Annotated in this window: 22 protein-coding genes and 4 tRNA genes; 15 read left to right on the top strand and 11 right to left on the bottom strand. The window is 64.3% G+C overall.

Going from position 1 to position 20551, the window contains the following annotated elements; genetic code table 11:
• Positions 1 to 2: 2 nt before the first annotated feature.
• From AADH62_RS08210 to AADH62_RS08200, 3 genes are all read right to left on the bottom strand, one after another.
• Positions 3 to 560: an HIT domain-containing protein gene (locus AADH62_RS08210; RefSeq protein ID WP_341579012.1), complete on the bottom strand. Its 558-nt coding sequence runs from the start codon at positions 558 to 560 to the stop codon at positions 3 to 5.
• On the bottom strand, positions 557 to 2566 hold the full coding sequence (thrS, locus tag AADH62_RS08205; RefSeq protein ID WP_341579011.1) for a threonine--tRNA ligase: 2010 nt from the start codon (positions 2564 to 2566) through the stop codon (positions 557 to 559). Before thrS ends, AADH62_RS08210 begins: the two co-directional genes overlap by 4 nt.
• A gap of 66 nt (positions 2567 to 2632) precedes the next feature.
• A complete protein-coding gene (locus tag AADH62_RS08200) occupies positions 2633 to 4651 on the bottom strand; it encodes a DUF262 domain-containing HNH endonuclease family protein (RefSeq protein WP_341579010.1) in 2019 nt (672 codons plus the stop codon).
• A gap of 149 nt (positions 4652 to 4800) precedes the next feature.
• Between AADH62_RS08200 and AADH62_RS08195 the strand changes: the two genes are divergently transcribed.
• From AADH62_RS08195 to AADH62_RS08180, 4 genes are all read left to right on the top strand, one after another.
• Entirely contained in the window at positions 4801 to 5574 is a 774-nt protein-coding gene (locus AADH62_RS08195) for a hypothetical protein (RefSeq protein ID WP_300594764.1), read from the top strand.
• Positions 5575 to 5890: 316 nt separating this feature from the next.
• On the top strand, positions 5891 to 6067 hold the full coding sequence (locus tag AADH62_RS08190; RefSeq protein WP_341579009.1) for a hypothetical protein: 177 nt from the start codon (positions 5891 to 5893) through the stop codon (positions 6065 to 6067).
• Entirely contained in the window at positions 6067 to 7215 is a 1149-nt protein-coding gene (locus tag AADH62_RS08185; protein ID WP_341579008.1) for a site-specific integrase, read from the top strand. The genes AADH62_RS08190 and AADH62_RS08185 overlap by 1 nt, the downstream gene beginning before the upstream one ends.
• An 83-nt stretch (positions 7216 to 7298) precedes the next feature.
• Positions 7299 to 8060 (top strand): hypothetical protein, encoded by a 762-nt coding sequence (locus AADH62_RS08180; protein WP_341579007.1) that lies wholly within the window; start codon positions 7299 to 7301, stop codon positions 8058 to 8060.
• 62 nt (positions 8061 to 8122) lie between these two features.
• Here AADH62_RS08180 and AADH62_RS08175 read toward each other — a convergent pair whose 3' ends face one another.
• Positions 8123 to 8350, bottom strand: a complete 228-nt coding sequence (locus AADH62_RS08175; RefSeq protein ID WP_341579006.1) for a hypothetical protein — start codon at positions 8348 to 8350, stop codon at positions 8123 to 8125.
• A 296-nt stretch (positions 8351 to 8646) separates the two neighbouring features.
• Between AADH62_RS08175 and AADH62_RS08170 the strand changes: the two genes are divergently transcribed.
• The 9 genes from AADH62_RS08170 (at position 8647) to AADH62_RS08130 (ending at position 14083) form a co-directional block, all read left to right on the top strand.
• Complete coding sequence (locus AADH62_RS08170) at positions 8647 to 8847, top strand: helix-turn-helix domain-containing protein (protein ID WP_341579005.1); 201 nt, start codon at positions 8647 to 8649, stop codon at positions 8845 to 8847.
• A complete protein-coding gene (locus AADH62_RS08165) occupies positions 8844 to 9161 on the top strand; it encodes a hypothetical protein (protein ID WP_341579004.1) in 318 nt (105 codons plus the stop codon). The genes AADH62_RS08170 and AADH62_RS08165 overlap by 4 nt, the downstream gene beginning before the upstream one ends.
• Positions 9162 to 9257: 96 nt before the next feature.
• Positions 9258 to 9896, top strand: a complete 639-nt coding sequence (locus tag AADH62_RS08160) for a hypothetical protein (RefSeq protein ID WP_341579003.1) — start codon at positions 9258 to 9260, stop codon at positions 9894 to 9896.
• Complete coding sequence (locus AADH62_RS08155) at positions 9893 to 10171, top strand: WhiB family transcriptional regulator (protein ID WP_341579002.1); 279 nt, start codon at positions 9893 to 9895, stop codon at positions 10169 to 10171. Before AADH62_RS08160 ends, AADH62_RS08155 begins: the two co-directional genes overlap by 4 nt.
• Positions 10152 to 10433: a hypothetical protein gene (locus AADH62_RS08150; protein ID WP_341579001.1), complete on the top strand. Its 282-nt coding sequence runs from the start codon at positions 10152 to 10154 to the stop codon at positions 10431 to 10433. Before AADH62_RS08155 ends, AADH62_RS08150 begins: the two co-directional genes overlap by 20 nt.
• Positions 10434 to 10558: 125 nt before the next feature.
• The gene (locus tag AADH62_RS08145) at positions 10559 to 11281 is read left to right on the top strand and encodes a hypothetical protein (protein WP_341579000.1); all 723 of its coding nucleotides are present in this window, start codon (positions 10559 to 10561) and stop codon (positions 11279 to 11281) included.
• Positions 11278 to 11427, top strand: a complete 150-nt coding sequence (locus AADH62_RS08140; protein ID WP_341578999.1) for a hypothetical protein — start codon at positions 11278 to 11280, stop codon at positions 11425 to 11427. The genes AADH62_RS08145 and AADH62_RS08140 overlap by 4 nt, the downstream gene beginning before the upstream one ends.
• Positions 11428 to 12115: 688 nt before the next feature.
• Entirely contained in the window at positions 12116 to 12499 is a 384-nt protein-coding gene (locus AADH62_RS08135) for a bifunctional DNA primase/polymerase (RefSeq protein WP_341578998.1), read from the top strand.
• A 114-nt stretch (positions 12500 to 12613) separates the two neighbouring features.
• Positions 12614 to 14083, top strand: coding sequence for a hypothetical protein (locus tag AADH62_RS08130; protein ID WP_341578997.1), 1470 nt, complete (start codon positions 12614 to 12616; stop codon positions 14081 to 14083).
• Between the two features lie 800 nt (positions 14084 to 14883).
• Here AADH62_RS08130 and AADH62_RS08125 read toward each other — a convergent pair.
• From AADH62_RS08125 to AADH62_RS08115, 3 genes are all read right to left on the bottom strand, one after another.
• Positions 14884 to 14958, bottom strand: a tRNA-Val gene (locus tag AADH62_RS08125).
• Between the two features lie 26 nt (positions 14959 to 14984).
• Positions 14985 to 15055: transfer RNA gene (locus AADH62_RS08120), tRNA-Cys, on the bottom strand.
• Positions 15056 to 15105: 50 nt separating this feature from the next.
• Positions 15106 to 15178 (bottom strand) — tRNA-Gly (locus tag AADH62_RS08115).
• A 144-nt stretch (positions 15179 to 15322) separates the two neighbouring features.
• Here AADH62_RS08115 and AADH62_RS08110 point away from each other — a divergent pair.
• A tRNA-Val gene (locus AADH62_RS08110) sits at positions 15323 to 15398 on the top strand.
• 9 nt (positions 15399 to 15407) lie between these two features.
• Here the strand turns inward: AADH62_RS08110 and AADH62_RS08105 are convergent.
• The 3 genes from AADH62_RS08105 to zapE all read right to left on the bottom strand — a co-directional run bounded on the left by AADH62_RS08105 (position 15408) and on the right by zapE (position 18504).
• Positions 15408 to 15875, bottom strand: a complete 468-nt coding sequence (locus AADH62_RS08105; RefSeq protein WP_425355662.1) for a type II toxin-antitoxin system PemK/MazF family toxin — start codon at positions 15873 to 15875, stop codon at positions 15408 to 15410.
• A 152-nt stretch (positions 15876 to 16027) separates the two neighbouring features.
• Positions 16028 to 17290, bottom strand: coding sequence for an ammonium transporter (locus tag AADH62_RS08100; RefSeq protein WP_341578995.1), 1263 nt, complete (start codon positions 17288 to 17290; stop codon positions 16028 to 16030).
• Positions 17291 to 17472: 182 nt separating this feature from the next.
• Positions 17473 to 18504 (bottom strand): cell division protein ZapE, encoded by a 1032-nt coding sequence (gene zapE, locus AADH62_RS08095; protein WP_341578994.1) that lies wholly within the window; start codon positions 18502 to 18504, stop codon positions 17473 to 17475.
• Between the two features lie 158 nt (positions 18505 to 18662).
• On the opposite strand from zapE, the gene AADH62_RS08090 reads away from it, so the two are divergent.
• Positions 18663 to 19370, top strand: a complete 708-nt coding sequence (locus AADH62_RS08090; RefSeq protein WP_341578993.1) for a dihydrofolate reductase family protein — start codon at positions 18663 to 18665, stop codon at positions 19368 to 19370.
• On the opposite strand, the gene AADH62_RS08085 is transcribed toward AADH62_RS08090, so the two are convergent.
• Positions 19342 to 20550, bottom strand: coding sequence for an alpha/beta hydrolase family protein (locus AADH62_RS08085; RefSeq protein ID WP_341578992.1), 1209 nt, complete (start codon positions 20548 to 20550; stop codon positions 19342 to 19344). The two genes, AADH62_RS08090 and AADH62_RS08085, sit on opposite strands and share 29 nt — an antisense overlap.
• Position 20551: the final 1 nt, after the last annotated feature.

Here is a 20551-nt window from a genome sequence, read left to right as displayed (position 1 = left end):
AGTCAGTCGGTCAGCCAGGCTGCTGCGAGCGTCTCGCGCACATCACCCAACAACTGAGGCAGCGCCTTGGTGCGCGCAATGATCGGAAAGAAGTTCGCGTCGGATGCCCATCGCGGGACGACGTGCTGGTGCAGGTGCTCGTCGACACCCGCGCCCGCCACCGCCCCCTGGTTCATCCCGATATTGAAACCATCGCACCGCGAAACGGCGCGAAGCACACGCATCGCCGTCTGCGTAAGCTCGGCGATCTCCTGAGTCTCCTCGGCCGTCGCCTGATCGTACGTTGCGGTGTGGCGGTACGGGCACACCAGCAGGTGACCGGAGTTGTAGGGAAAGAGATTCAGCAGAACGTATGCGCTCTTGCCGCGGTGGACGATGAGTCCATCGGCATCCGTCTTGCCCGGTGCCGCGCAAAACGGGCACGCCGCGCGCATCGCGTCGGCTCCGGCCTGGATATACGCCATCCGGTGCGGAGTCCAGAGGCGCTGGAAGCCGTCGGGCACTCCCGCGAACTCAGATGAGGGCACGGTCTCTGACTCGGATGCCGCGGCATCCGTCATGCCAGGTCCTCAGCGGTGTCCACGAGAGTGCGCTCGGCGATCGCCGTCAGGATGCGCTCGATCGCATCGTCGACGGGGATGCCATTGGTCTGCGTCCCGTCGCGGAAGCGGAACGAGACTGTCCCTGCGGAGCGGTCCTGCTCCCCCGCGATCAGCTGGATCGGCACCTTCTGCGTCGTGTGTGTCCGGATCTTCTTCTGCATCCGGTCATCGGAGTGATCGACCTCGGCCCGCACCCCGCGCGCGCGCAGGCGCGCCACGATCTCATCGAGGTAGCCGCCGTATTCTTCGGCGACCGGGATGGCGACGACCTGCGTCGGCGAGAGCCATACCGGGAACGCCCCTGCGTAGTGCTCGAGCAGGATCGCGAAGAAGCGCTCGATCGAACCGAAGAGGGCGCGGTGGATCATGATCGGGCGGTGCTTCTCACCGTCAGGGCCCGTGTACTCGAGCCCGAATCTCTCAGGCAGGTTCGGGTCGACCTGAACGGTCGAGAGTTGCCAGGTACGACCGATCGCGTCTTTTGTCTTGAGGTCGATCTTCGGCCCATAGAACGCTGCTTCACCCGGCACCTCGGTGAGCTTGAGACCTGATGCCACGGCGACATTACGTAGGGCGTTGGTCGAATACTCCCAGAACTCGTCGCTGCCGATCCACTTCGACTTCTCGTCGTCACGCATCGACAACTCCAGTTCGAAGTCGTCGAGCCCAAAATCACGCAGCATTGAGATCACGAACTCGAGCACGCGTGTCGCCTCGGTTTCGAGCTGTTCGGGAGTCACGAACAGGTGTGAATCGTCCTGCGTGAATCCGCGCACACGCGTGAGTCCGTGGAGGGCTCCGGAAAGCTCGTTGCGGTAGACGGTGCCGTTCTCTGCCAAGCGCATCGGTAGGTCGCGGTAGCTGCGTGCACGTTCCTTGTAGATCAGGATGTGCATCGGGCAGTTCATGGGCTTGAGGTAGTAGTCCTGGCCCTTCTTGGTGACGTGGCCGTCGGCGTCCCGTTCCTCATCCATGACGATCGGCGGGAACATGCCGTCCCGGTAAGTCACGAGGTGGTTCGAGGTGATGAAGAGGTCCTCTTTGGAGATGTGAGGCGTGTACACGTAGGTGTACCCGCCCTCGACGTGGCGGCGCCGCGCGTGCTGCTCCATCTCACCCCGCACGATGCCACCCTTGGGGTGCCACACCGAGAGACCCGAGCCGATTTCGTCGGGGAACGAGAACAGATCGAGTTCCTTGCCGAGCTTCCGATGGTCGCGCTTTGCTGCTTCTTCGAGTCGGTGCTGGTAGGCGCGAAGCTCGTCCTTGGTCGGCCACGCGGTGCCGTAGATGCGCTGCAGCTGCGGGTTCTTCTCGCTGCCCCGCCAGTAGGCGCCGGCGATCCGGGTCAGGTCCCAGCCGTTGCCGATCATTCGTGTGCCGGGCACGTGCGGGCCGCGGCAGAGGTCCTTCCAGACCGTCTCGCCGTCGCGGGTCACGTTGTCGTAGATCGTCAGTTCCGCACCGCCGACCTCGACCGAGGCGCCCTCGGCAGCATCCGCACCGCCGCCCTTGAGGCCGATGAGCTCGAGTTTGAACGGCTCGTCGGCAAGCTCTGCGCGCGCTTCGTCTTCGGTGACAACGCGACGGGTGAAGCGCTGACCCTCGCGGACAATGCGCTCCATCTCCTTCTTGATGGCTTTGAGGTCTTCGGGCGTGAAAGGCTCGTCGACGCCGAAGTCGTAGTAGAAGCCGTCGGTGATCGGAGGTCCGATCCCGAGGTTCGCCTGCGGACGAATCCGCTGCACGGCCTGGGCGAGCACATGCGCGGTGGAGTGGCGAAGGATGTCGAGCCCGTCGGGGCTGTCGATCGTCACCGGCTCCACCGTGTCCTCAGCGGTCACAACCGTCGCGAGATCCCGCAAGGTGCCGTTGACCCGTAGGGCCACGACAGAGCGGTCGGGGAAGAGAGCGAAGCCGTCGGCGGGATAGGCCACGTCAGACGGGACGAGCGGTTGTGTCACAGCGAACTCCTGGGCGATGTCAGTCTCAAGGCTACCGAGCCGATCGGGGGCGTCGGACCAGAGCGATCACATGATCTGCCCGATGTACGAGTACTTGACGAACACCTCGGGCGCGAGTCCCGCCTCCGCGAGCACTCCCTGCACGGCAGCCATCATGTAGCGCGAGTCCCATCCCATGTACAGGTGGTGGTCGGCATCCAAGCTGTCCCAGTCACCGTTCCATGCGCGATCGTTGTAGACGGGCCCACCTCGCCGGGAGCAGTACGCGATGACGGCATCGCGTCGATCTGCCCACAGTCGCTTGAAGATGCGATTGAAGAGGTACTTGATGTCGGGAACTTCCCAGTGCTCACCGACGTATTCCACGTAGGAGAACTCGCGCTCCCAGCCACGTGGCCAGCCACGCCGCGGGATCGCGTCGAGGATGGGGGTCAAGCCGTCGTCGTCGATGACGAGCGGCCCCCGGCGCCGCCAGAGGGTCATCAGCTGCTGAGCGAGTCCCGCGGACCGAGCGCTGATCGCGCCGGTCCCCCACGTTTCGATGGACTCCAGCTGCCGCGTCAGGGTGATCGAGCTCTTCCCGTAGAGATTGCGCTTAACGGGGAAGTCGGCGTCGAAGACCTGAGCCGCGAGTGCCTCCTCCAGCAGCGTGAGGTTTCCCAGGGTCGCGGCCAGGGCACGATGACTGTTCTGTTCGTCCTCGCTGTAGTCCTTCCACCGTCGCCCATCGCCACCGGTCCAGTCATCCGACGGCGCGGGCGGGAAGACGTGGTCGACGACGAGGTCATCCTGCGCCGGATCGTTGTCGGCCAGCCGGGACAGGACATACTCCGGATGCGGCAGGGGGCTGTGCTTCAGCGCAACGCGAACACGGTCATCCGACGGAATCAGGCGCGAGATTGCCGCGACGAGCGAGTCGATGCCGTCTCGGGATGCGCGCACGAGGCGGGCAACGAGGTGCTCCGAGCCCACGCCGACGACATCGCGGCGCAAGAGGAGCGACTGCAGGTCGTCGAGCACGTCGAGGAGATCGTCACGTCGGACCTCGCCGCTGCGGTGTCGCGCGTACAGCGACATGACCAACGGGTACATCCCGCGGCCGAACGTATTAAGGTAGTGCAGACGCACCCGGATATCGGCATCCGGCTCACCCATGGGGTCAAGCAGCGTCGCGTAGAGCTGGGCGAAGGATCTCCACTGCTCCGCCTGAGTTCGAAGCGCCGCGGGGTCGAGTCGAGGGAAAAGAGCCCGGAAGACGTCGTAAACACCGCGACCCGACGCGGTTGCGGCAACCTCGCGTCCGCCGACCATGACGAGGTAATGGGCCCAGAACGAGGCGATGTGCTCGCCGGTGCTGCGCTCAATGGCAGCCCAGTAGTCGTCCTCGATGACCAGCTGCTCGGCGTGCGAGAGTCCCATGAGCACGTAGTTGTGAATCAGTTCATGGTCGCGCAGGGGCTCGCCCGTCGAGTTCAGGCTCTCGAAAATCTGCTGCGCATTGGCGCCGGTGCCCAGCGATATGGCGACGTGTTCCAGCCGCTGAAGTCCGCGCCACACCCGGGCGACATCATCGGCGGCGATTTGACTACGAAAGAACGCGTAGTTGTCCGCGAACCGCGAGGGCGCAGGCGCTCCATCCGGAGCTCCGACGACCACGTCGCGAAACGGACCCGCCCACTCACGGTGTGGGCGGAGCTTGGTGTCACCGGTCGCATGGTGGATGAGCACCCGCTCCAGCTCGGTAGCAAGTTTCGCGTCTTCGTCACGGATGGTGTGAAACAGGGCGGCTACCAGAAGCATCAGTGTCGTGATGCGTTGCTGCCCGTCGATGAGCACCCATTCCTCCGTATTTTCGGCTGAGCCGCGGCCCGCCGAATCGGAGGCGCTGAGGATCGACCCGATGAAGTGCATCTGGTCGTCATCCCGATCGGCCACGGCACGGATGTCGCTCAGCAGCTGTTCGCAGCCCCCGATGTCCCACCGGTATTGCCGCTGATACACCGGAACGACGATCGTTGCCTGCGCCGACGCCAGCCACGCGACCGTGTTCACAGCGTGAGCGCGGATGTTTGTCGCAGTGATCATCGAGTGTCTCCTCCGGCTGCGTGGATGACCCCGTCGAGTCTAATAATCACGGCGCGGATGCCCAGGTTCCCGCGCAGGGCCGGAGGTAGGGTTACCTAAGTTGGGCCTGTAAAAACGCGCTGGCTCACCGACCGAAAGGCACAGACCCTATGGGTTACATCAAGAGCGCCGCTCTCGACGAGACTGGCTTTGTCGTCCTCGACAGTTACAACGAGCCCGTCGATCCGAAGGAATGGCTCGACATCGAGTATGTGGACTGGAAGTCCTCGGGTGACACCCGATTCGCTCCCCTCGCCTCGGCCAAGGGCGAGATTGAGTGCAACGGCTTCTGGAATCACCAGCCGCCCCGCACCGACAAGGACGGCGTCTGGATCGACTCGCAGACAGAACTTGCTCCCACTCTCACTGCGCGGGCGAAGGAGCCGGGCGCGAACGTCGGACGTTGCCGCATCATCGAACTGCAGCCGAATTCGTACGCCGACTGCCTGTACAACCTGCACCAGGACGACAACAACCGCCTCAACCCCGACGGTACCGGCTGGGTCGTTCGTGGCTTCTTCAATCTGACTGACGACAAGGACAGCTACTTCGTCCTGCGAGAGAACCGCACCGACCCGAGCATCGAGTACCGCATTGCTCTTCCGGCTGGCGCGCAGCTGATCGTCGACACGCAGCGCCTCTGGCACGCCGTCCACCATCAGGGCGACAAGCCGCGCTACTGCCTCATCACCTCGTGGACATCGGGCCCCGAGCTCGACGCCTACATCGAGAAGTACCACGGCAAGCCCACCACCGAGTACTACCCGGTCTCGGAGGAGATTCGCGAGGCCGGCCAGGCCGAGCAGGCGCGCCGAGATGCAGCGCGTGCCGCGTACTACGCAGCAAAGGGCCAGAAGGAGAAGCTCGCGATGAGCGAGGCCTGACCCCCAGCGCTTCGACGGCCCCCATCCGATGAAGGGTGGGGGCCGTCGTCGTCTCTGTGGATCTTCGCTGGCATCCGCCGGTCAGGTTCCGGTCGCGACAGGGAGGAACGAGAAAACCCCCGGAATTCCGGGGGTTTCGTGGTGCGCGATACTGGGATCGAATCTGTAAACACGCAACTGGGTTGAGCCGCGTCTTTACGGCATTCCGCCGCAGTATGGTGCGGATGTCTCGGCATCGTGTTAAGGTCACTGGAAGACGCAAGTGGACACGGCCGGACATGAGATATTGCACGGTATTGCACGAAGGGCTCCCAGTATGGACACTCTCACCCTCCGCAACGTGGCCGGCGAGACCCGCGATGTCATCGTGCACGCCCACCGACACGGCAGGTTCGCCACCTGGTACGACCGCGTGCACGACGTCGAGCTGTACCCCAGCGCGTGGCGGTCGCTCGGCTGGGAGCCGTGGGCATATGCGACGGTGGACGCGTAGTGCCTGCGAAGAACCGGAAACGACGCGAGTCGTTCGGTGCTATCCGCAAGCTCCCCTCGGGCCGTTATCAGGCGTCCTACGTCGGCCCTGACGGTGAGCGGTACACGGCTCCATCGACGTTCACCGCTATCGAGGACGCCCGCGCGTGGCTCGCCCGTCGCCGGATCGAGATTGCAGACGATCAATGGACGCAGCACACCGCTCAGGCGTCCGCTGGGGCTGGGAAGGGTCGCGCGACGACGTTTGCTGAGTACGCCGAGCAGTGGGTAGCGACCCGGACCAATCGACACGGCGACCACCTCCGTCCCCGGACAGCGGCTGAGTACCGTCGCCTGATTGCTGGCCCTCTCAAAGACTTTGGGCCGCTTCGGCTCACCGCGATCGGACCCGAAGCCGTTCGGGCCTGGTACTCCGGCCTGATCGCCGCCGGCACCAAGACGCAAGCCGCACGAGCATACGAGTTGCTCAAGGCCGTGTTGGCGACAGCGGTCGACGACGGGCGGCTGAAGGTGAATCCGTGTCAGATCCGCGGCGGTGCGTCCGCGACGACAGGCAAGAAGGTGGAACCGCCCACGGCTGCCGAGTTGCAGGCGATCATGGACAAGATTCCCGAGCGGTTCCGCGCCGCCGTCATTCTCGCCGCGTGGGCGGGCGTTCGGTATGGGGAGCTCACTGAGCTACGCCGCCGCGATCTCGAGAAGACCGGGGACGTCTACGTCGTCAATGTGTCGCGGGCCGTTACCCAGGTCACCGGGCAAGGGTTCATCGTCGGCACCACAAAGAGCGAGGCGGGCGTGCGGACCATCGTCCTCCCCCCTCACGTCTCCCCCACGATCGACGCTCACATCCGCGACCATGTGAATCCGTTCGCGGAGTCGCTCCTGTTCCCAGCCGCAGACGGACACACGCACCTCGCACAGTCCGCGTTCTACCGGCACTGGGATGCCGCGAGAACCGCCGCGGGACGCCCAGACATGCCCTGGCACGCGCTCCGACACTACGGGGCCACCAGAGCCGCGCTCGCGGGCGCGACGCTGAAGGAGTTGCAGACCAGGCTTGGGCACTCCACCGTCGCCGCCGCGATGCGTTACCAGCACACGGCGGGCCGCGACGAAGAGCTTGCGAGGCGCATGTCAGACCTCGCGTAGAGACTTCCCTCAACCGAGGGCAAGAAAGAGCCCCCGCCGCGAGGCAACGCGACGAGGGCAGAACACGAAAGGGCATACCAATCATGAACACCACCAACGCTACCGCCCGGTTCCCAGAATCGGTCTACCGCGCAGCCGGCGACGAGCCCGTCGAGCTTTCTGACGGGTCGTTCTTGCCGCCGTTCACACGAGAGATCGTGGAACGGATCGCGGAGACCAAGCCGGAATGGGCCGAGTTCGATGACACTTACATCGGAGGGGACATACTAGACACCCACCCCGACCTGTACGTGGTCGATTGGTGCAAGAAGTTCGGTGACGTCGACATACTGCAACCCGCGCGGTACACCTTCGACGGTCTGAAGGTCGACGCGGACAGGCCCTACATTCGGGTGTGGGCTGAGAACGAGAAGCTCGACAGCGACGCCGCAAGGACGGTTTCGGCTGATCTTGCCACAGCCGCCCGTGAACTCGCCAAGATCCAACTCACCGACGCGGGACGACGGGTGTGGGCGTACCGCAGCCGTTTCGTGGATACGGTGACCGAGCTGAGCTTGGTCGAGCGAGAGCTCGAGGACGGGTCGACCGGGACCGTCTGGATCCCCTACCCCTCATCGTGGGAGGCACTGCCGGGGCGTCCCAGCAGCGGGCATTGGAACCCAGCGGACGTCGCGGCGGTGGGCGACTCATGGCCGCAGGTCGATGTGGAGACCGGTGAGCCCCTCGATCTTCGCAGCCGCCTGGTTGCGCGAGTCGCGAAGGTTGACGGCTTCGATGACCTGTGGGTCGAAGTCGAGCCGACGCCGCTTGAGGGGTACGCCGGGGAACTCCCCACACGCGCATGAGCGAATCGCGGGTGCCGCCTGGGAGACTAGGCGGCACCCCCGCAAACCTCCGAGATATCGCATCACAAATTACGACTGGAACAGCGATGACCGACAGGAAGTATGTCGAGCAGTACGGCGTTCGCGACGCCCTCGCGTCCGACGAGCAGTTGCGTGCTCGCGACAAAGGACACTACGACCCAAGGCCAGCGTCCGGGAGGCGCATCGCGCAACGCGTCCGAATCATCTGCGGCAGGTGCGGCAATGAACTGGGCCAGATCGTCGACTTCGAGCACCGACCACTGTTCCATTCCGAGCGCACGCGTCGATGGACCCGGCACCCAATCGACCTGAAGTGCACATGCTATGGCGGTGGCGAAGCGTTCGTAGTTGACCTAGATGTGCTGAATGTCGCACTGGAAAAGGCTCGCTCGCGTGGCCGCGCTGTCTATCAGGCAATGGGCGACGCGCCCAAGCCGAAAGACGATCAAGTCTCTCCAAGTGCACTAGAGTCGTAGTAAGCCTGTTTCGTTCGGTGCGCTGAACGAAACTCAACCACTTTCGAGAAGGCGCTCGGAATCTCCCACTGAATTTGTGGAGGTTCGGAGTGCCTTCTCCGTTTCCCGGTGAATACCTCACCATCGCTCAAGTCGCAGACGCGAAGGGCGTCGCCACCAAGACCATTCGCCGCATGATCGCGCGCGGTGAGATCGAGGCCTATCGCTTCGGACCGCGACTCATCCGCATACCTGCTGGGGCCGTTGCATCCGCACTCGAGCCGATGCAGTACCGCGAGGGTGCCGCATGAGCACCCGCAAACGCGCGATGGTGCTCGACCTCGGCACATCGAGCACCGCCGACCTGATCGCCAATCCGGAGGTCCTGGGGCTCGTGAAGACGGCCGTGTTGAGGATTCTGAAACAGTGCCCGCGTACCGATGACGAGCTCGTCCGCGAGTACACCGATCGAGGCCCGCACCCGTACTACCCGCTCGTGACCGCCCAGCGAATCCGATCTGCGAGAGCGACGCTGGTCCGTGACGGGCTTGTGGTGGCCGCACCGATGCTCGGACACTCCGATCTCGGCAACCCCGCGACGATCTGGGAGCCGCGTGATGCCTGAGCAAGAGAGAAGCCGCCCCGCGTGCCAACGGGACGGCCGAAGAAGCATCGCAGCAGCCTCTGCTCTCAATTCTACCGCCGGTAGGAGGTGGACCCGATGACGGATTCGCGCCTCCCCGGTCACTGGCTCACCGACATGCGATTCGCGGATCTCACCGACCGTGCCTGGCGGGTGCTCTGCGGTGCTCTCATGTGGAGCAATGAGCAGGGAACCGACGGGATCATCCCAACTCGCTACCTGCGCAACCTTCACCCTGACGGCGACGTTGACGCCGCGATCGCAGAACTCGATGCTGCCGGCATGGTGGTTCGCACATCTGACGGGGTGACGCTGCCTGGCTGGGCCGATCCTCGTGGGCTGAGGCAGTCCACGTCTGCTCAGGTGGAGCAATACCGTGCCCGGAAGAGGGAGAACCAAGCCAAGTACCGCGAAAGCCGGAGAAGCGAACCGCAATCGAAGGCGGCCAGAAACGCCGCTGAGTACAACCGCATCTTCGGAGGGTCGGTGACCGGCAACGTGACCGGCAACGTGACCGGCAACGTAGGCGAAGGCATTACTAGGAGTAATCAATTAGATGCCTCTGCCTACGTGACAGGTAACAGGACCGGCAACGTGACCGGTCACGCGGGGCAACTCGTCACAGTCAAACCAGGCTCCGACTGCGGCCCCGGCAACCACCGACGACTCGCCGACGGCACATGCACTCGCTGCGACAGCAGGGAGGAGGTCGCATGACCATCGCTGATGACCTCTACCGGGCACTCGCCCGAGTCCTCGAGGAGACCACGCCGGAATGCACCGACGACCCGAGGTTCCTCCTCGAGCCCGCACAGATCGCCGCAGACGAACTCACGCACCTCGCCCTCACGGTCTGCCGCCCCTGCCCGCTCAGAACCGAATGCAGGGCATACGCAGAGCGAGCCAAGCCCCCGGTCGGGATCTGGGCCGGCCGAACCTACCAGCCCCGCAAACGCCGGAAGGGAGCATCTCATGCCGATGCAGCCGAGTGAACGCCGGGACGTGGCGAACGCCCACAGGTTGAACCTCATGAGTCGCGTGCTGCTCGCCAAACCGCACGAGCGGTGGAACGTCCTGCAACGCGAGGAAGTGCACCGCCAAACTCACCTGATGGTCGCTGACCTCCGCGCGATCGTCGTCGCGATGTCCGAAACCATCGACAAGTTCATCGACACCGCGGGGACCCGGGAGTCCTTCGAAGCGAACTTGCTGCGACTGCTCACGGAGGGACCGAAGAGTGCCACGAAGGAATAGGCGAATCCGGGAAGAGTCGGACGGCTGGCAGACCGCCGCCGACGCGCTCCGAGAAGACCTCGCCCGCCTCTGGACGAAACGACACCACAGAAGACAGGCCCGACCGGGCCGGAAAGAAGAACCCAATGTCACGTAAGCACCTGCTCGACGAGATCACGTTCCACAACCGCGCCGAGAAAACATCTCGACCGTCGATCTCCCGCAACTGGAACCCGCTACCCCGGACCGTCTTTGAGTTCGACCCGGACACTCTCGACCTGTACGACCGGCTGATCTCGTTCCGGGAAGCGGTCGGGAAGTTCCACCGTCTCGCATCCGAGTCCACCCGGGCAGCGAACGACGCCGCCGACACGTACCGACGCAACGTCCGAGAAGTCATCGCGAACGGCGGAGACCCCGCCACCGTCACCAGCGGGGAAGCCGCCCACACCGCCCAGGCCGCCGCGTACGTCGACCTCGCGGGCGAAGCGCAGGCCGGCGCGGACAACACCGCTCGGGAGCTCGCCGCACGACTCGGGGACACCGCCACCGACTACATCCCTCCCGCAGATGAACAGCTCGAGAAAGTCACCGCGACCATGCGGAAGGCGATCACCGCGCTCGAGAAGTCATGGGCGGAGTACTCCCGCGCCTGGCAGATCCGACGGATCTTCGGAACCCTCGCCCTCAACGGTGGCCTGGTCGGATCATTCGACCCGAACCCCGCCGTCCCCGCGCAGGTCAGGGAAGCGCTCGACGAACTCACAACCAGACTCACCGACCTCGACACGCTCCGCCGCGACGAGGAACTGATGACCCAGTGGCGGGCGGCGAACCCTGCCGCGGAACTCCACGGAGTCACCGCATGATCCCCGACCAGACCGAACCCGACTGGATGCACGACAACAGCAAGCGCTGGGGACTCTCCCACCCGACGGCCCGAGACATCGCCCGCATGAGCGCGGAACAGTTCGCTGAAGCCCTCGCCGCGGGTGAACTCGACCGCCCTGATTGAACCGAGTGGGTGGGGGCGCGCGCACCAGTCATCCGCGCGCCCTCTCCCCCAACAAGCACACACCGGGATGGGCAACTCAGCCGACCGGGTGCCCGTCACCAACCGAGGGGCATACCCAGCAAGAGAATCCCGGACCACACGGACCGTAGAACGCAGGAAGGGAACCCGAGATGCACTCCACGACAAACGCTCGTCACCACGCGCAACCCCGCCCGCTACGTCCTGACGTCACGGCCCACGCCGACACCACCGCAACAACCACAGCACCACAGCAACACAGCAACACACCGACCGCGCGAACACCATCCGCGAAGACGGCAGAAGACAACCGGGTGGGGACCCCCCTCCCCGCCCCGACTTCTCCCACGGGAGGGGCTGTGATTTTTTCTGCGTACGGGTCTGAGGGTTTCGTGGCACTGGCGTCCGTGGGGCTCGATCTGAGCGCTTAGATGGCGCCTGGTGAGGGTTCGCGCGCTGCCGGGTCGTCAGGATGCTCAGATCAGAACGCCTGAACGCAATCCGCGGAATAACGCGGATTATCCGTAACAGCGGATAGACTGTATGCATGGGGTATGGCGAGTGCGAGTGGTGTAGCCGGTCGCTGATTCTGTCGCGTCGGGGTGCGCGGTTCTGCTCTGCGAAGTGTCGAGTGTACTGGCATCGGCGTGGGCCTCGGTTTCCTGAGGCGATGACGTCTCGGGTTGCGTGGGTGCGAGCTGACGGTAAGCGTCCGCTCGCAGTCGATGGTCTGCCGGCTTCGTCCACGAACCGGGCGACGTGGACGTCGTTCGATGAGGTGCTGGTGTCGGTTGCTGGCGATGGATTCGGGATCATGCTCGGCGACGGGCTCGGATGCTACGACCTCGACCACGTCTCCGACGACGAGGCGCGTGAACTCATCGAGCGGATCTCTGAGCCGATTGTCTACGTGGAGCGGTCGCTCTCTGGCGAAGGTGTCCACGTGTTCGTGATGGCTGTGGAGTCGCCTGGCACGAAGAAGTGGCAAGGGCGACATGAGCGTTACACGCGAGCCCGCTTCATCCGTATCACTGGCCAGGAGGTTCAACTGTGACGCCTGACCAGGCTGAACGGTCGCTGGCCCGATGAGCGCACTGAGCGCGACGTAACAACAGAACACAAATACACACGGTCTGCTCCCGGACCTCAACTCAAAGGGAGCAGACTCATGTCTTCAGATTCGCCCATGTACCGGGCTTTCGTGGAAGTTGTCCCGGAAGCGTCGCACTTCACCGGGGCACTCACCGGGCAGATGACAACGGCCGGTGCCGCCGCGGGCGGTGCTGCAGCCGGCGGGATCGGCAAAGGGTTACTGAAGGGTGCCGGTGTCATCGGTGCCGCGATCGGTGCCCTCTCGCTCGGTGACTCACTGCTGGGGGCGATCGGCTCCGCCGGTGACTACCAGCAGGCCCTCGGCGCGGTCGGGGACGTCTTCGGTTCCGCGTCCGGGCAGATCAAGGACTTCTCCGACACGTCCGCGAAGATGTTCGGGCTGTCGAAAACCCAGGCCCTCACTGGGGCGAAGAACTTCGGCATCTTCGGCAAAGCCGCGGGGCTGAGTGGCACTGACCTGGCGACGTTCTCCACCGACTTGCTCGGGCTCGGATCGGATCTGTCCGCGTTCGCGAACACGAGCCCTGAGGAAGCCGTGCAAGCCCTCGGCTCCGCGCTCCGCGGCGAGTACGAACCACTCCGCAAGTACGGCGTGATCCTCGACGACCAGGCCCTCCGCGCGAAAGCGATGGAGCTGGGGATCTACGACGGCAACGGGGCGTTGACGTCGCAGCAGAAGATCCTCGCCGCGAACGCCGCGATCTTCGAGAACACAGCCACCCAACAGGGACAGTACGCGCGAGAGTCCGACACCCTCGCCGGCAAGCAAGCAGAGCTCGCCGCGACGTGGGAAGACATCGGGATCTCGATCGGGACCGCGTTCCTGCCGATCGCTATCGCCGTCACCGACTTCATCCAGTCCGAACTCGTGCCAGGCATCGAAGCGTTCGCGGAATGGATGAACTCACCCGACGTGCAGAACTTCATGACCGGCATCGTCACCGGCTGGCAGGAAGCGCAGCCGCTCCTCGACGGCATCAAAACCTTCTTCCAGGGCATCGTCGACTTCCTCGTGGGGGTGTTCACACTTGATCTCGGGAAAGCGTGGGACGGGATCGTCGGGATATTCACCGGGGCCGGCCAAGCGATCCTCAACGGGCTCGAGGGGTGGGGCGAGAACATCTCGAGCTGGCTGGCCGGCGCAAACCAGTGGATCGTCGACACGTTCGGGGACATCGGTGTCGACGCGATCGCTGGTCTGATCGACGGTTTCCTGCAAGGCTCCGCTGACCTGTACAACACGATCTCGGATGTTGTGGGCGGCGCGATCGGGTGGGCGAAAGATCTCCTCGGGATTCAGTCGCCATCGAAGGTGTTCGCGGAGATGGGCGCGTATTCGGCTGAGGGGTACGCGCAAGGGTTGCGGTCCAACTACCGGATGGTGCAAGCCGCCGCTGGCGGCATGGGCATGGCCGGCATGTCGGGGGCGTCGGTGACTCAAAACGTCACACTCCGGTCCGATGACCCCAGGTTGGCGGTTCGGCAGATGAGCCGCGAAATGGAGAGGGCACTGGCATCGGCATAACGACCTCGCGGCGGTTTGGCTTCTTAGGAGCCGTGGGGCTGTAGGTCTTCCCGTCGAGGCCGGTGATCTTCCGCGGTTCCTCCACGGTCACCGCGTCCTCGATGACCTCACCCGTCACCGGATCAGCAATCAGGTCCGGGGTCTGCTCAGGAGCAGGTGTCACATTTGTTACACCTGCGTCGCCGCGCTTCACATCGCGCGAAACCTGCATGGGCGTGACGCCGACGATGGGCGCAATAGCCCTGGTGGACAGTCCCTCGCCACTGAGGGACCGCAAGACCGTTATGAAAGACATTCGTGAGTCGCAGGTGTCCAGTTCTGGACACCTACCCGATGAGCCAGAAGTCACTGCTGATCCGGTCACAGGCGAGGTGGGACAAATGTCCCACCTGCTTCGGGCCTAACGCCACGGTGCATCGAGACCTTGGACGTGACACAAATGTGTCACCTGATCCGGACCCTGATCTGATCGCTGATCCGGTCACGGGTGAGGTTATCGAGGACGCCGTGATCGTGGAAGAACCACGGAATCGACCGACCAATTCTTTAGCCACCGGGGGTCGCTGAAGACCCGCGAGTCATCTCGATCTCTCCCCGGCTTTTTCCACCAACGCATGAGCACCATCGATGGGCGTTGCCCGCGTGTTTCCGGGACTGTGCGGGGGGATTTTGGTGTGGGCAATCTGCGCAATTCAGGTTGTCAACTGCACATCTGAGCCGGATCGCTCGACGCCGAATTGCACGCATATTGCACGGGACCGCCGGAGAACGAGAAAACCCCCGGAATTCCGGGGGTTTCGTGGTGCGCGATACTGGGATCGAACCAGTGACCTCTTCCGTGTCAGGGAAGCGCGCTACCGCTGCGCCAATCGCGCCTAAAAGGCTATTCAGTTGTCATGCGAGGTGGCGACGGGATTCGAACCCGTGTAAACGGCTTTGCAGGCCGGTGCCTAGCCGCTCGGCCACGCCACCGTGTGTGGTTCGACCCACGTGTCGTGCTCCCGAAGGAAGCCCCGCACTCGAGCGGATGACGAGACTCGAACTCGCGACCCTCACCTTGGCAAGGTGATGCGCTACCAACTGCGCTACATCCGCATTGCGCCACCGTGTGGCGCTTGATCGACTTTAGTCGAGAATCGCCGCCGCGCAAAACCGAAACGGCTCCGCGCGTGTCGTGGTCCGCGGTCGTGTGCTCGACCAGGAATCCGGTAAGATCGAGACTCGGCCCGCGAGGGTCTTGGGCGATTGGCGCAGTTGGTAGCGCGCTTCCTTCACACGGAAGAGGTCATCAGTTCGAGTCTGGTATCGCCCACCACATTGAGTATCACCGACGCTTCTCGGCATCCCAGCCGTAGCGGCTACGCAGCGCGTTGGCGACGATCACAAAGCGGTCGAGATCCAGCGCAGCAGCTTCACGGCGCATTCCTCGATGATGCACGCTGTAGAGCTGCTCGATGTCGACCCAGGATGCTCTCCCTCGCGCATCCCACGGACCTGAGCCGATCGCGATGTAGTCCCGGTCCCCGTCGTGCTGTTGGCTGGTCAGTCGCACCGCGTAGACGTGCTCGGAGTCCTGGCGTCCGATCACGAGAACCGGACGATCCTTGCCTCGTCCGTCGCCTTCGGCGTAGGGCACCCAGGTCCACACGATCTCGCCGGCGTCAGCATCCCCGTCCGCTTCGGGTGCGTAACTGATCTTCAGGCCGTTCGCGCCAGGTGGTGCAATAAGCCGGGTCCGGACGGCCAGCGGCGGCGCGTCTGGTGCGGCATCCGCGCTTTGCTTCCTGCGCATCGGAGGCGTGAGCGCACGCGCAACATTACGGACAAGCGAGGACAACCGATTCACGAAGTCACCCTAACCGCCGAACACACGAGAAAACGCCTCAGGGGCGCCGCGACTCAGTCGCGACGCCCCTGAGGGTAAGGAGACGAACTCCGGGTGAATCAGACCTGCTCGGCGAGCGAGTAGCCCTCTTCGCCGTGCACGCTGGTGTCGACACCGGCGAGCTCGTCCTCGTTCTTGATGCGGAAGCCGATCGTCTTCTCGATCGCGAAGCCCAGGATCCAGGCCACCACGAAGGAGTAGATCAGGACGCCGAAGGCTGCGATCGCCTGTACGGTCAGCTGCTCGATGCCGCCACCGAGGAACAGACCGGTCTCGGTTGCGAAGAAGCCGAGGTAGAGCGTTCCGATGACACCACCGACGAGGTGGATGCCGACAACGTCGAGCGAGTCGTCGTAGCCGAGCTTCCACTTGAGCTCGATAGCGAAGGCGCAGACCACACCGGTGACGAGACCGAGCAGGAGCGCCCAGCCGGGCGTCAGGAACGCACAGGCAGGGGTGATCGCAACGAGACCGGCGACGGCACCCGAAGCGGCACCGACCGACGTAGCCTTGCCGTCCTTGAACTTCTCGACGATCAGCCAACCGATGATGGCAGCGGCGGTCGCCCCGAGGGTGTTGATGACGATGATGCCGGCTGCAGAGTCAGGGCCCATCGAGCCGTAGGTCTCGGTGTCGGCGTAGTACCAGTTCGCCTCTGCACCCGCGTTGAAGCCGAACCAGCCGAACCAGAGGATCGATGCGCCGAGCATGACCAGCGGCACGTTGTGCGGCTTCTGGATGCCCTTCTGGAAGCCGATGCGCTTGCCGAGCACGAGGGCCAGGGCAAGGGCTGCAGCACCCGCGTTGATGTGAACGGCAGTACCACCCGCGTAGTCCATCACGAAGATCCCGGACTCCTCGCCGAACAGCGTGGTGCCGAGGTTCATGATCCAGCCGCCTCCCCAGACCCATGCGGCCACGGGGAAGTAGACGACAGTTGCCCACACACCGGCGAAGATCATCCACGATCCGAACCGGGCGCGGTCAGCGATGGCTCCCGAGATCAGGGCCACCGTGATGATCGCGAAGGTGCAGCCGAAGAGCGCGAGCACGAAGTCCGAGCTGGAAAGCTCAGGCGACGAGAGCGCGAAGTTCGAGAAGGGGTTTCCTGCAAAAGCCCAGGGGTCGCTCACGGCGGCCATGTTGAATCCGTAGAGGATCCAAAGCACAGCAATCAGAGCCATCGCGCCGAAGCTCATCATCATCATGCTGATGACGCTCTTCGCCTTGACGAGACCACCGTAGAAGAAGGCGACGCCGGGCGTCATGAACAGGACTAGCGCCGATGAGGTAATACCCCAGGCGAGAGTTCCAGCATCCATTGAGAGTCCTCAATTCGTGTCGTGTGTCGAAAGCTGCATCGACGCGGGTAGCCGATGCACTTGCGCAGCCAGTCTCGCGGCGACCGGTTTCGACCAGAGGGTGCCCCGTGTTTCGCGTCTGTTACACGACCGACGCTCAGGTAAACATCAGGTTTCGGACGACCCCGAGGTCGCCACGAAATTCACGCGAGTGTGGATGCGACGAGGCGTGAGATCGCGCGCAGGTACTTCTTGCGGTATCCGCCGGCCAGCATCTCTTCCGGAAAGACCGTGTCCAGAGTGAGGCCGGTCGCGCGAATAGGGATCTGCGCGTCGTAGATGCGGTCAACCAGGGCGACGAATCGGAGTGCTGCGGATTGATCGGTGAACACCGACACATCGCGAAGACCAACCAGAGATACACCTTCGATGAGACGGATATAGCGCGACGGATGGACGCGTGCCAGCTGAGCAACCACGGCCTCGAATGCGTCGTCGCTCACGATCGCTTCACCGGATGCTGCTTCGATTGCCGTCTCGTAGCCGGCGGCGTCCAGCGACACTGCGTGTCCATCGACATCGCGGTGACGGTAGTCAGTGCCGTCGATCCGAATGGTCTGGAAGCTCTCGGCCATCGCATGGATCTCACGCAAGAAGTCCTGCGCGGCGAATCGCCCCTCACCCAGGGCATTCGGCGGAGTGTTGGATGTCGCCGCAAGCCGGGTGCCCGTGGCCACCAGTTCGCCCAGCAGACGCGTCATGACCATCGTGTCGCCGGGATCATCGAGCTCGAACTCGTCGATGCACAGCAGGTCGGCTCCCGTGAAGAGCTTGACGACGTTCTGGTAGCCCAGCGCCCCGACCAGAGCCGTGTACTCGATGAACGATCCGAAGTACTTCCGGCGTACCGGCATCGCGTGATAGATCGCGGCGAGCAAGTGCGTCTTGCCGACACCGAATCCACCGTCCAGGTATACGCCGGGCTTCAGTTCGGGTTCCTTCGGTCGGCGCCGGAACAGCCCTCCGCGCGGCGCCTCGGGGCGCCCACCGGCAAAGGCGATGAGCAGTTCCTTCGCCTCCTGCTGCGAGGGGAAGGCCGGGTCGGCGCGGTACGACTCGAATGACGCATGCGCAAACTGCGGTGGGGGCGTGAGCGCCGCCACCATCTGGTCGCCGGAGAGCTCGGGTGAGCGCGTTGCGAGGTGGACGATGCCGGTGGGGCCGGATGCTGGCATGGGTGGCTTCCGCAGTGGAGACGGATGCGGGCGTGCCGCGTGCCGCCTAGAGTCAGGGGGGCGGGAGGACCCTCCTACTTTACGCGGGCTGTCACCACACCCCGCGCACGCGAGGACTCCCCCAACGGAGTTCCCGCGGGCCCAGAGAGGATCTCTCCATGATCGTGACCGAACTGTCGCCACGAAGCCTCGACTCGATCGACGTCGATGACGACCGTGATGCAGCACGCGCGTGGATCGCCGCGCGCTACGGGTCCGCAGATCCAGAGTCCGTGCGACTGAACATGATCACCTCGCTCACCGGGTCCGCCGTCGGCGCCGACGGCACGAGTGAGACCCTCACCGGCGGGGCCGACCGGTTCATTCTCAGCGCCATCCGTGCGGCGGCCGATGCCGTCATCGTCGGGGCTCAGACAGTGCGCGCCGAGGGTTACCTCCTCCCCCGGTCGGCAGCTCTCGCGGTCGTGACCCGTTCCGGCTCATTGGAGGGACTCCGGATGCCTGACGAGGCGGACCAACCCCTGATTGCGCTGTGCCCCGCATCCCGGGCGAAGCAGGTGGAAGCATCGGTCGCCCACCTTTCGGCCGAGGTCATTGGGCTCCCCTCCGACGAGCCGACGCCCGAGCTCATCGTTGACGCTCTCCGGGATCGGGGCATATGTCACCTCGTGTGTGAGGGCGGCCCGTCGTTGGCTCGACAGTTCGCGGATTCGGGAGTCATCGACGAGTACTGCATCACCGTCGCACCAGCTCTGACACCGGCCGAGCATCCGTTTCTGGGCATCCACAACGCCGTCGCGACGGAGCTCGCCGGTCACCTCGTCGACGACGAGGGATTCACCTATCTGCGTCTGCGCGCTCGCTGACGAACCCGCGCTGGATGAGCCACCGCGTGATCCGGCCGGTCCAGCGCTCCTGGTCGTAGTTCCACAGCTTGGTGTGACGAGCCACACTGAACACGTCGAGTTCCACGAGGTCGGGACGCGCGACGACCAGATCGTGGGAGGCATCCGAGGGGACAAAGCCGTCATCGTCGCTGTGGAGGATGAGTATCGGATGCCGAAGCTCCGCCGAGCGGGCAAGGACGTCGAGTCGACGGAACGGAATCGCTGCTCCCGCGCCGGTGAGCGCCGTCGCCCAATCGGCACCAAGGACAGTGATCGCCAGGCGCGTGATCGGCGCGGGAAGCTTCATCTCCCGCGCCTGGTAGTCGAGAATGCTTCGCCAGTCGATGGCAGGCGAGTCCAGGATGAGCCCGACAATGAGGTCACGGTGGGCCGAGTTCAGGGCGAGCTGCAGCGCAATCGCGCCGCCCATTGACCAGCCCATGATGATGACCCGCTTCGCGCCTCGCCGGCGGGCGAACCCGACCGCGGCGTCGACATCGCGCCACTCGGTAGCTCCGAGCGTGTAGGTACCCGATCGGCTCCGAGGCGCCTCGCCGTCATTGCGATACGAGACGACCAACGACGTGATTCCCAACCCGTGGAACACCGGCACGGCGCGCAGGCACTCCGCTCGCGTGGTGCCACGCCCGTGCACCTGGATTACCCAGATGTCGCCCTGACCGGCGGGAAACAACCATGCGGGGCAGGGTCCGAGCGCCGAGCCGACCAGCTCCGGGCTGAAGGGCAGGTGCAGTTCTTCGGGGCGCTCGTAATACCACCCGCTGAACGCGGCATCCCTGACGATCCGCGCCTGGGGACCGACGTGCGTCAGGAGCTTGCGCTTGACCGTGTCGGTCGTTTCCGACAGCACGGATCCGAGTTTGAGGTAGCGCTCTGTGCCCGTGGTGAACAGGCCATATCGGCCAGCGAGTTCGGTGTCGGGGGTCCGCGTGAGCGTGATGGTCTGGGCAGACGTATCAAGCTCGAGGATGCGGCAATCGGGGATCCGAGCCTCTGGCGTGACGACTTTCCGGGCCATGCGAACGGCGATACCGCCCCACAGCGCAAGGACGGCACCGAGGGCCAACGAGATCACCGTGAGGGCCGCTTTGACAACAACGACGTACTGTGGGGAGGCGGCGCGCCTGGACTCGACCATG

The sequence above is a fragment of the Microbacterium schleiferi genome, assembly GCF_038150145.1.
GTDB classification, from domain to species: Bacteria; Actinomycetota; Actinomycetes; order Actinomycetales; family Microbacteriaceae; genus Microbacterium; species Microbacterium schleiferi_B.
Note: the sequence above shows the minus strand (reverse complement) of the source record. Positions and strands in the feature narration are given on the sequence as shown.

Coding starts and splice junctions, on each gene's coding strand:
- AADH62_RS08200 (WP_341579010.1), bottom strand. CDS start 4,651: ATGATCACTGCGACAAACATCCGCGCTCACGCTGTGAACACGGTCGCG.
- AADH62_RS08105 (WP_425355662.1), bottom strand. CDS start 15,875: ATGCGCAGGAAGCAAAGCGCGGATGCCGCACCAGACGCGCCGCCGCTG.
- AADH62_RS08190 (WP_341579009.1), top strand. CDS start 5,891: ATGGACACTCTCACCCTCCGCAACGTGGCCGGCGAGACCCGCGATGTC.
- zapE (WP_341578994.1), bottom strand. CDS start 18,504: ATGCCAGCATCCGGCCCCACCGGCATCGTCCACCTCGCAACGCGCTCA.
- AADH62_RS08100 (WP_341578995.1), bottom strand. CDS start 17,290: ATGGATGCTGGAACTCTCGCCTGGGGTATTACCTCATCGGCGCTAGTC.
- AADH62_RS08150 (WP_341579001.1), top strand. CDS start 10,152: ATGCCGATGCAGCCGAGTGAACGCCGGGACGTGGCGAACGCCCACAGG.
- AADH62_RS08210 (WP_341579012.1), bottom strand. CDS start 560: ATGACGGATGCCGCGGCATCCGAGTCAGAGACCGTGCCCTCATCTGAG.
- AADH62_RS08090 (WP_341578993.1), top strand. CDS start 18,663: ATGATCGTGACCGAACTGTCGCCACGAAGCCTCGACTCGATCGACGTC.
- AADH62_RS08155 (WP_341579002.1), top strand. CDS start 9,893: ATGACCATCGCTGATGACCTCTACCGGGCACTCGCCCGAGTCCTCGAG.
- AADH62_RS08175 (WP_341579006.1), bottom strand. CDS start 8,350: ATGGAACAGTGGTCGGTGCTCGAAGTCGACGATCTGGCCCAGTTCATT.
- AADH62_RS08160 (WP_341579003.1), top strand. CDS start 9,258: ATGACGGATTCGCGCCTCCCCGGTCACTGGCTCACCGACATGCGATTC.
- AADH62_RS08130 (WP_341578997.1), top strand. CDS start 12,614: ATGTCTTCAGATTCGCCCATGTACCGGGCTTTCGTGGAAGTTGTCCCG.
- AADH62_RS08085 (WP_341578992.1), bottom strand. CDS start 20,550: ATGGTCGAGTCCAGGCGCGCCGCCTCCCCACAGTACGTCGTTGTTGTC.
- AADH62_RS08145 (WP_341579000.1), top strand. CDS start 10,559: ATGTCACGTAAGCACCTGCTCGACGAGATCACGTTCCACAACCGCGCC.
- AADH62_RS08140 (WP_341578999.1), top strand. CDS start 11,278: ATGATCCCCGACCAGACCGAACCCGACTGGATGCACGACAACAGCAAG.
- AADH62_RS08165 (WP_341579004.1), top strand. CDS start 8,844: ATGAGCACCCGCAAACGCGCGATGGTGCTCGACCTCGGCACATCGAGC.
- AADH62_RS08135 (WP_341578998.1), top strand. CDS start 12,116: ATGACGTCTCGGGTTGCGTGGGTGCGAGCTGACGGTAAGCGTCCGCTC.
- AADH62_RS08180 (WP_341579007.1), top strand. CDS start 7,299: ATGAACACCACCAACGCTACCGCCCGGTTCCCAGAATCGGTCTACCGC.
- AADH62_RS08195 (WP_300594764.1), top strand. CDS start 4,801: ATGGGTTACATCAAGAGCGCCGCTCTCGACGAGACTGGCTTTGTCGTC.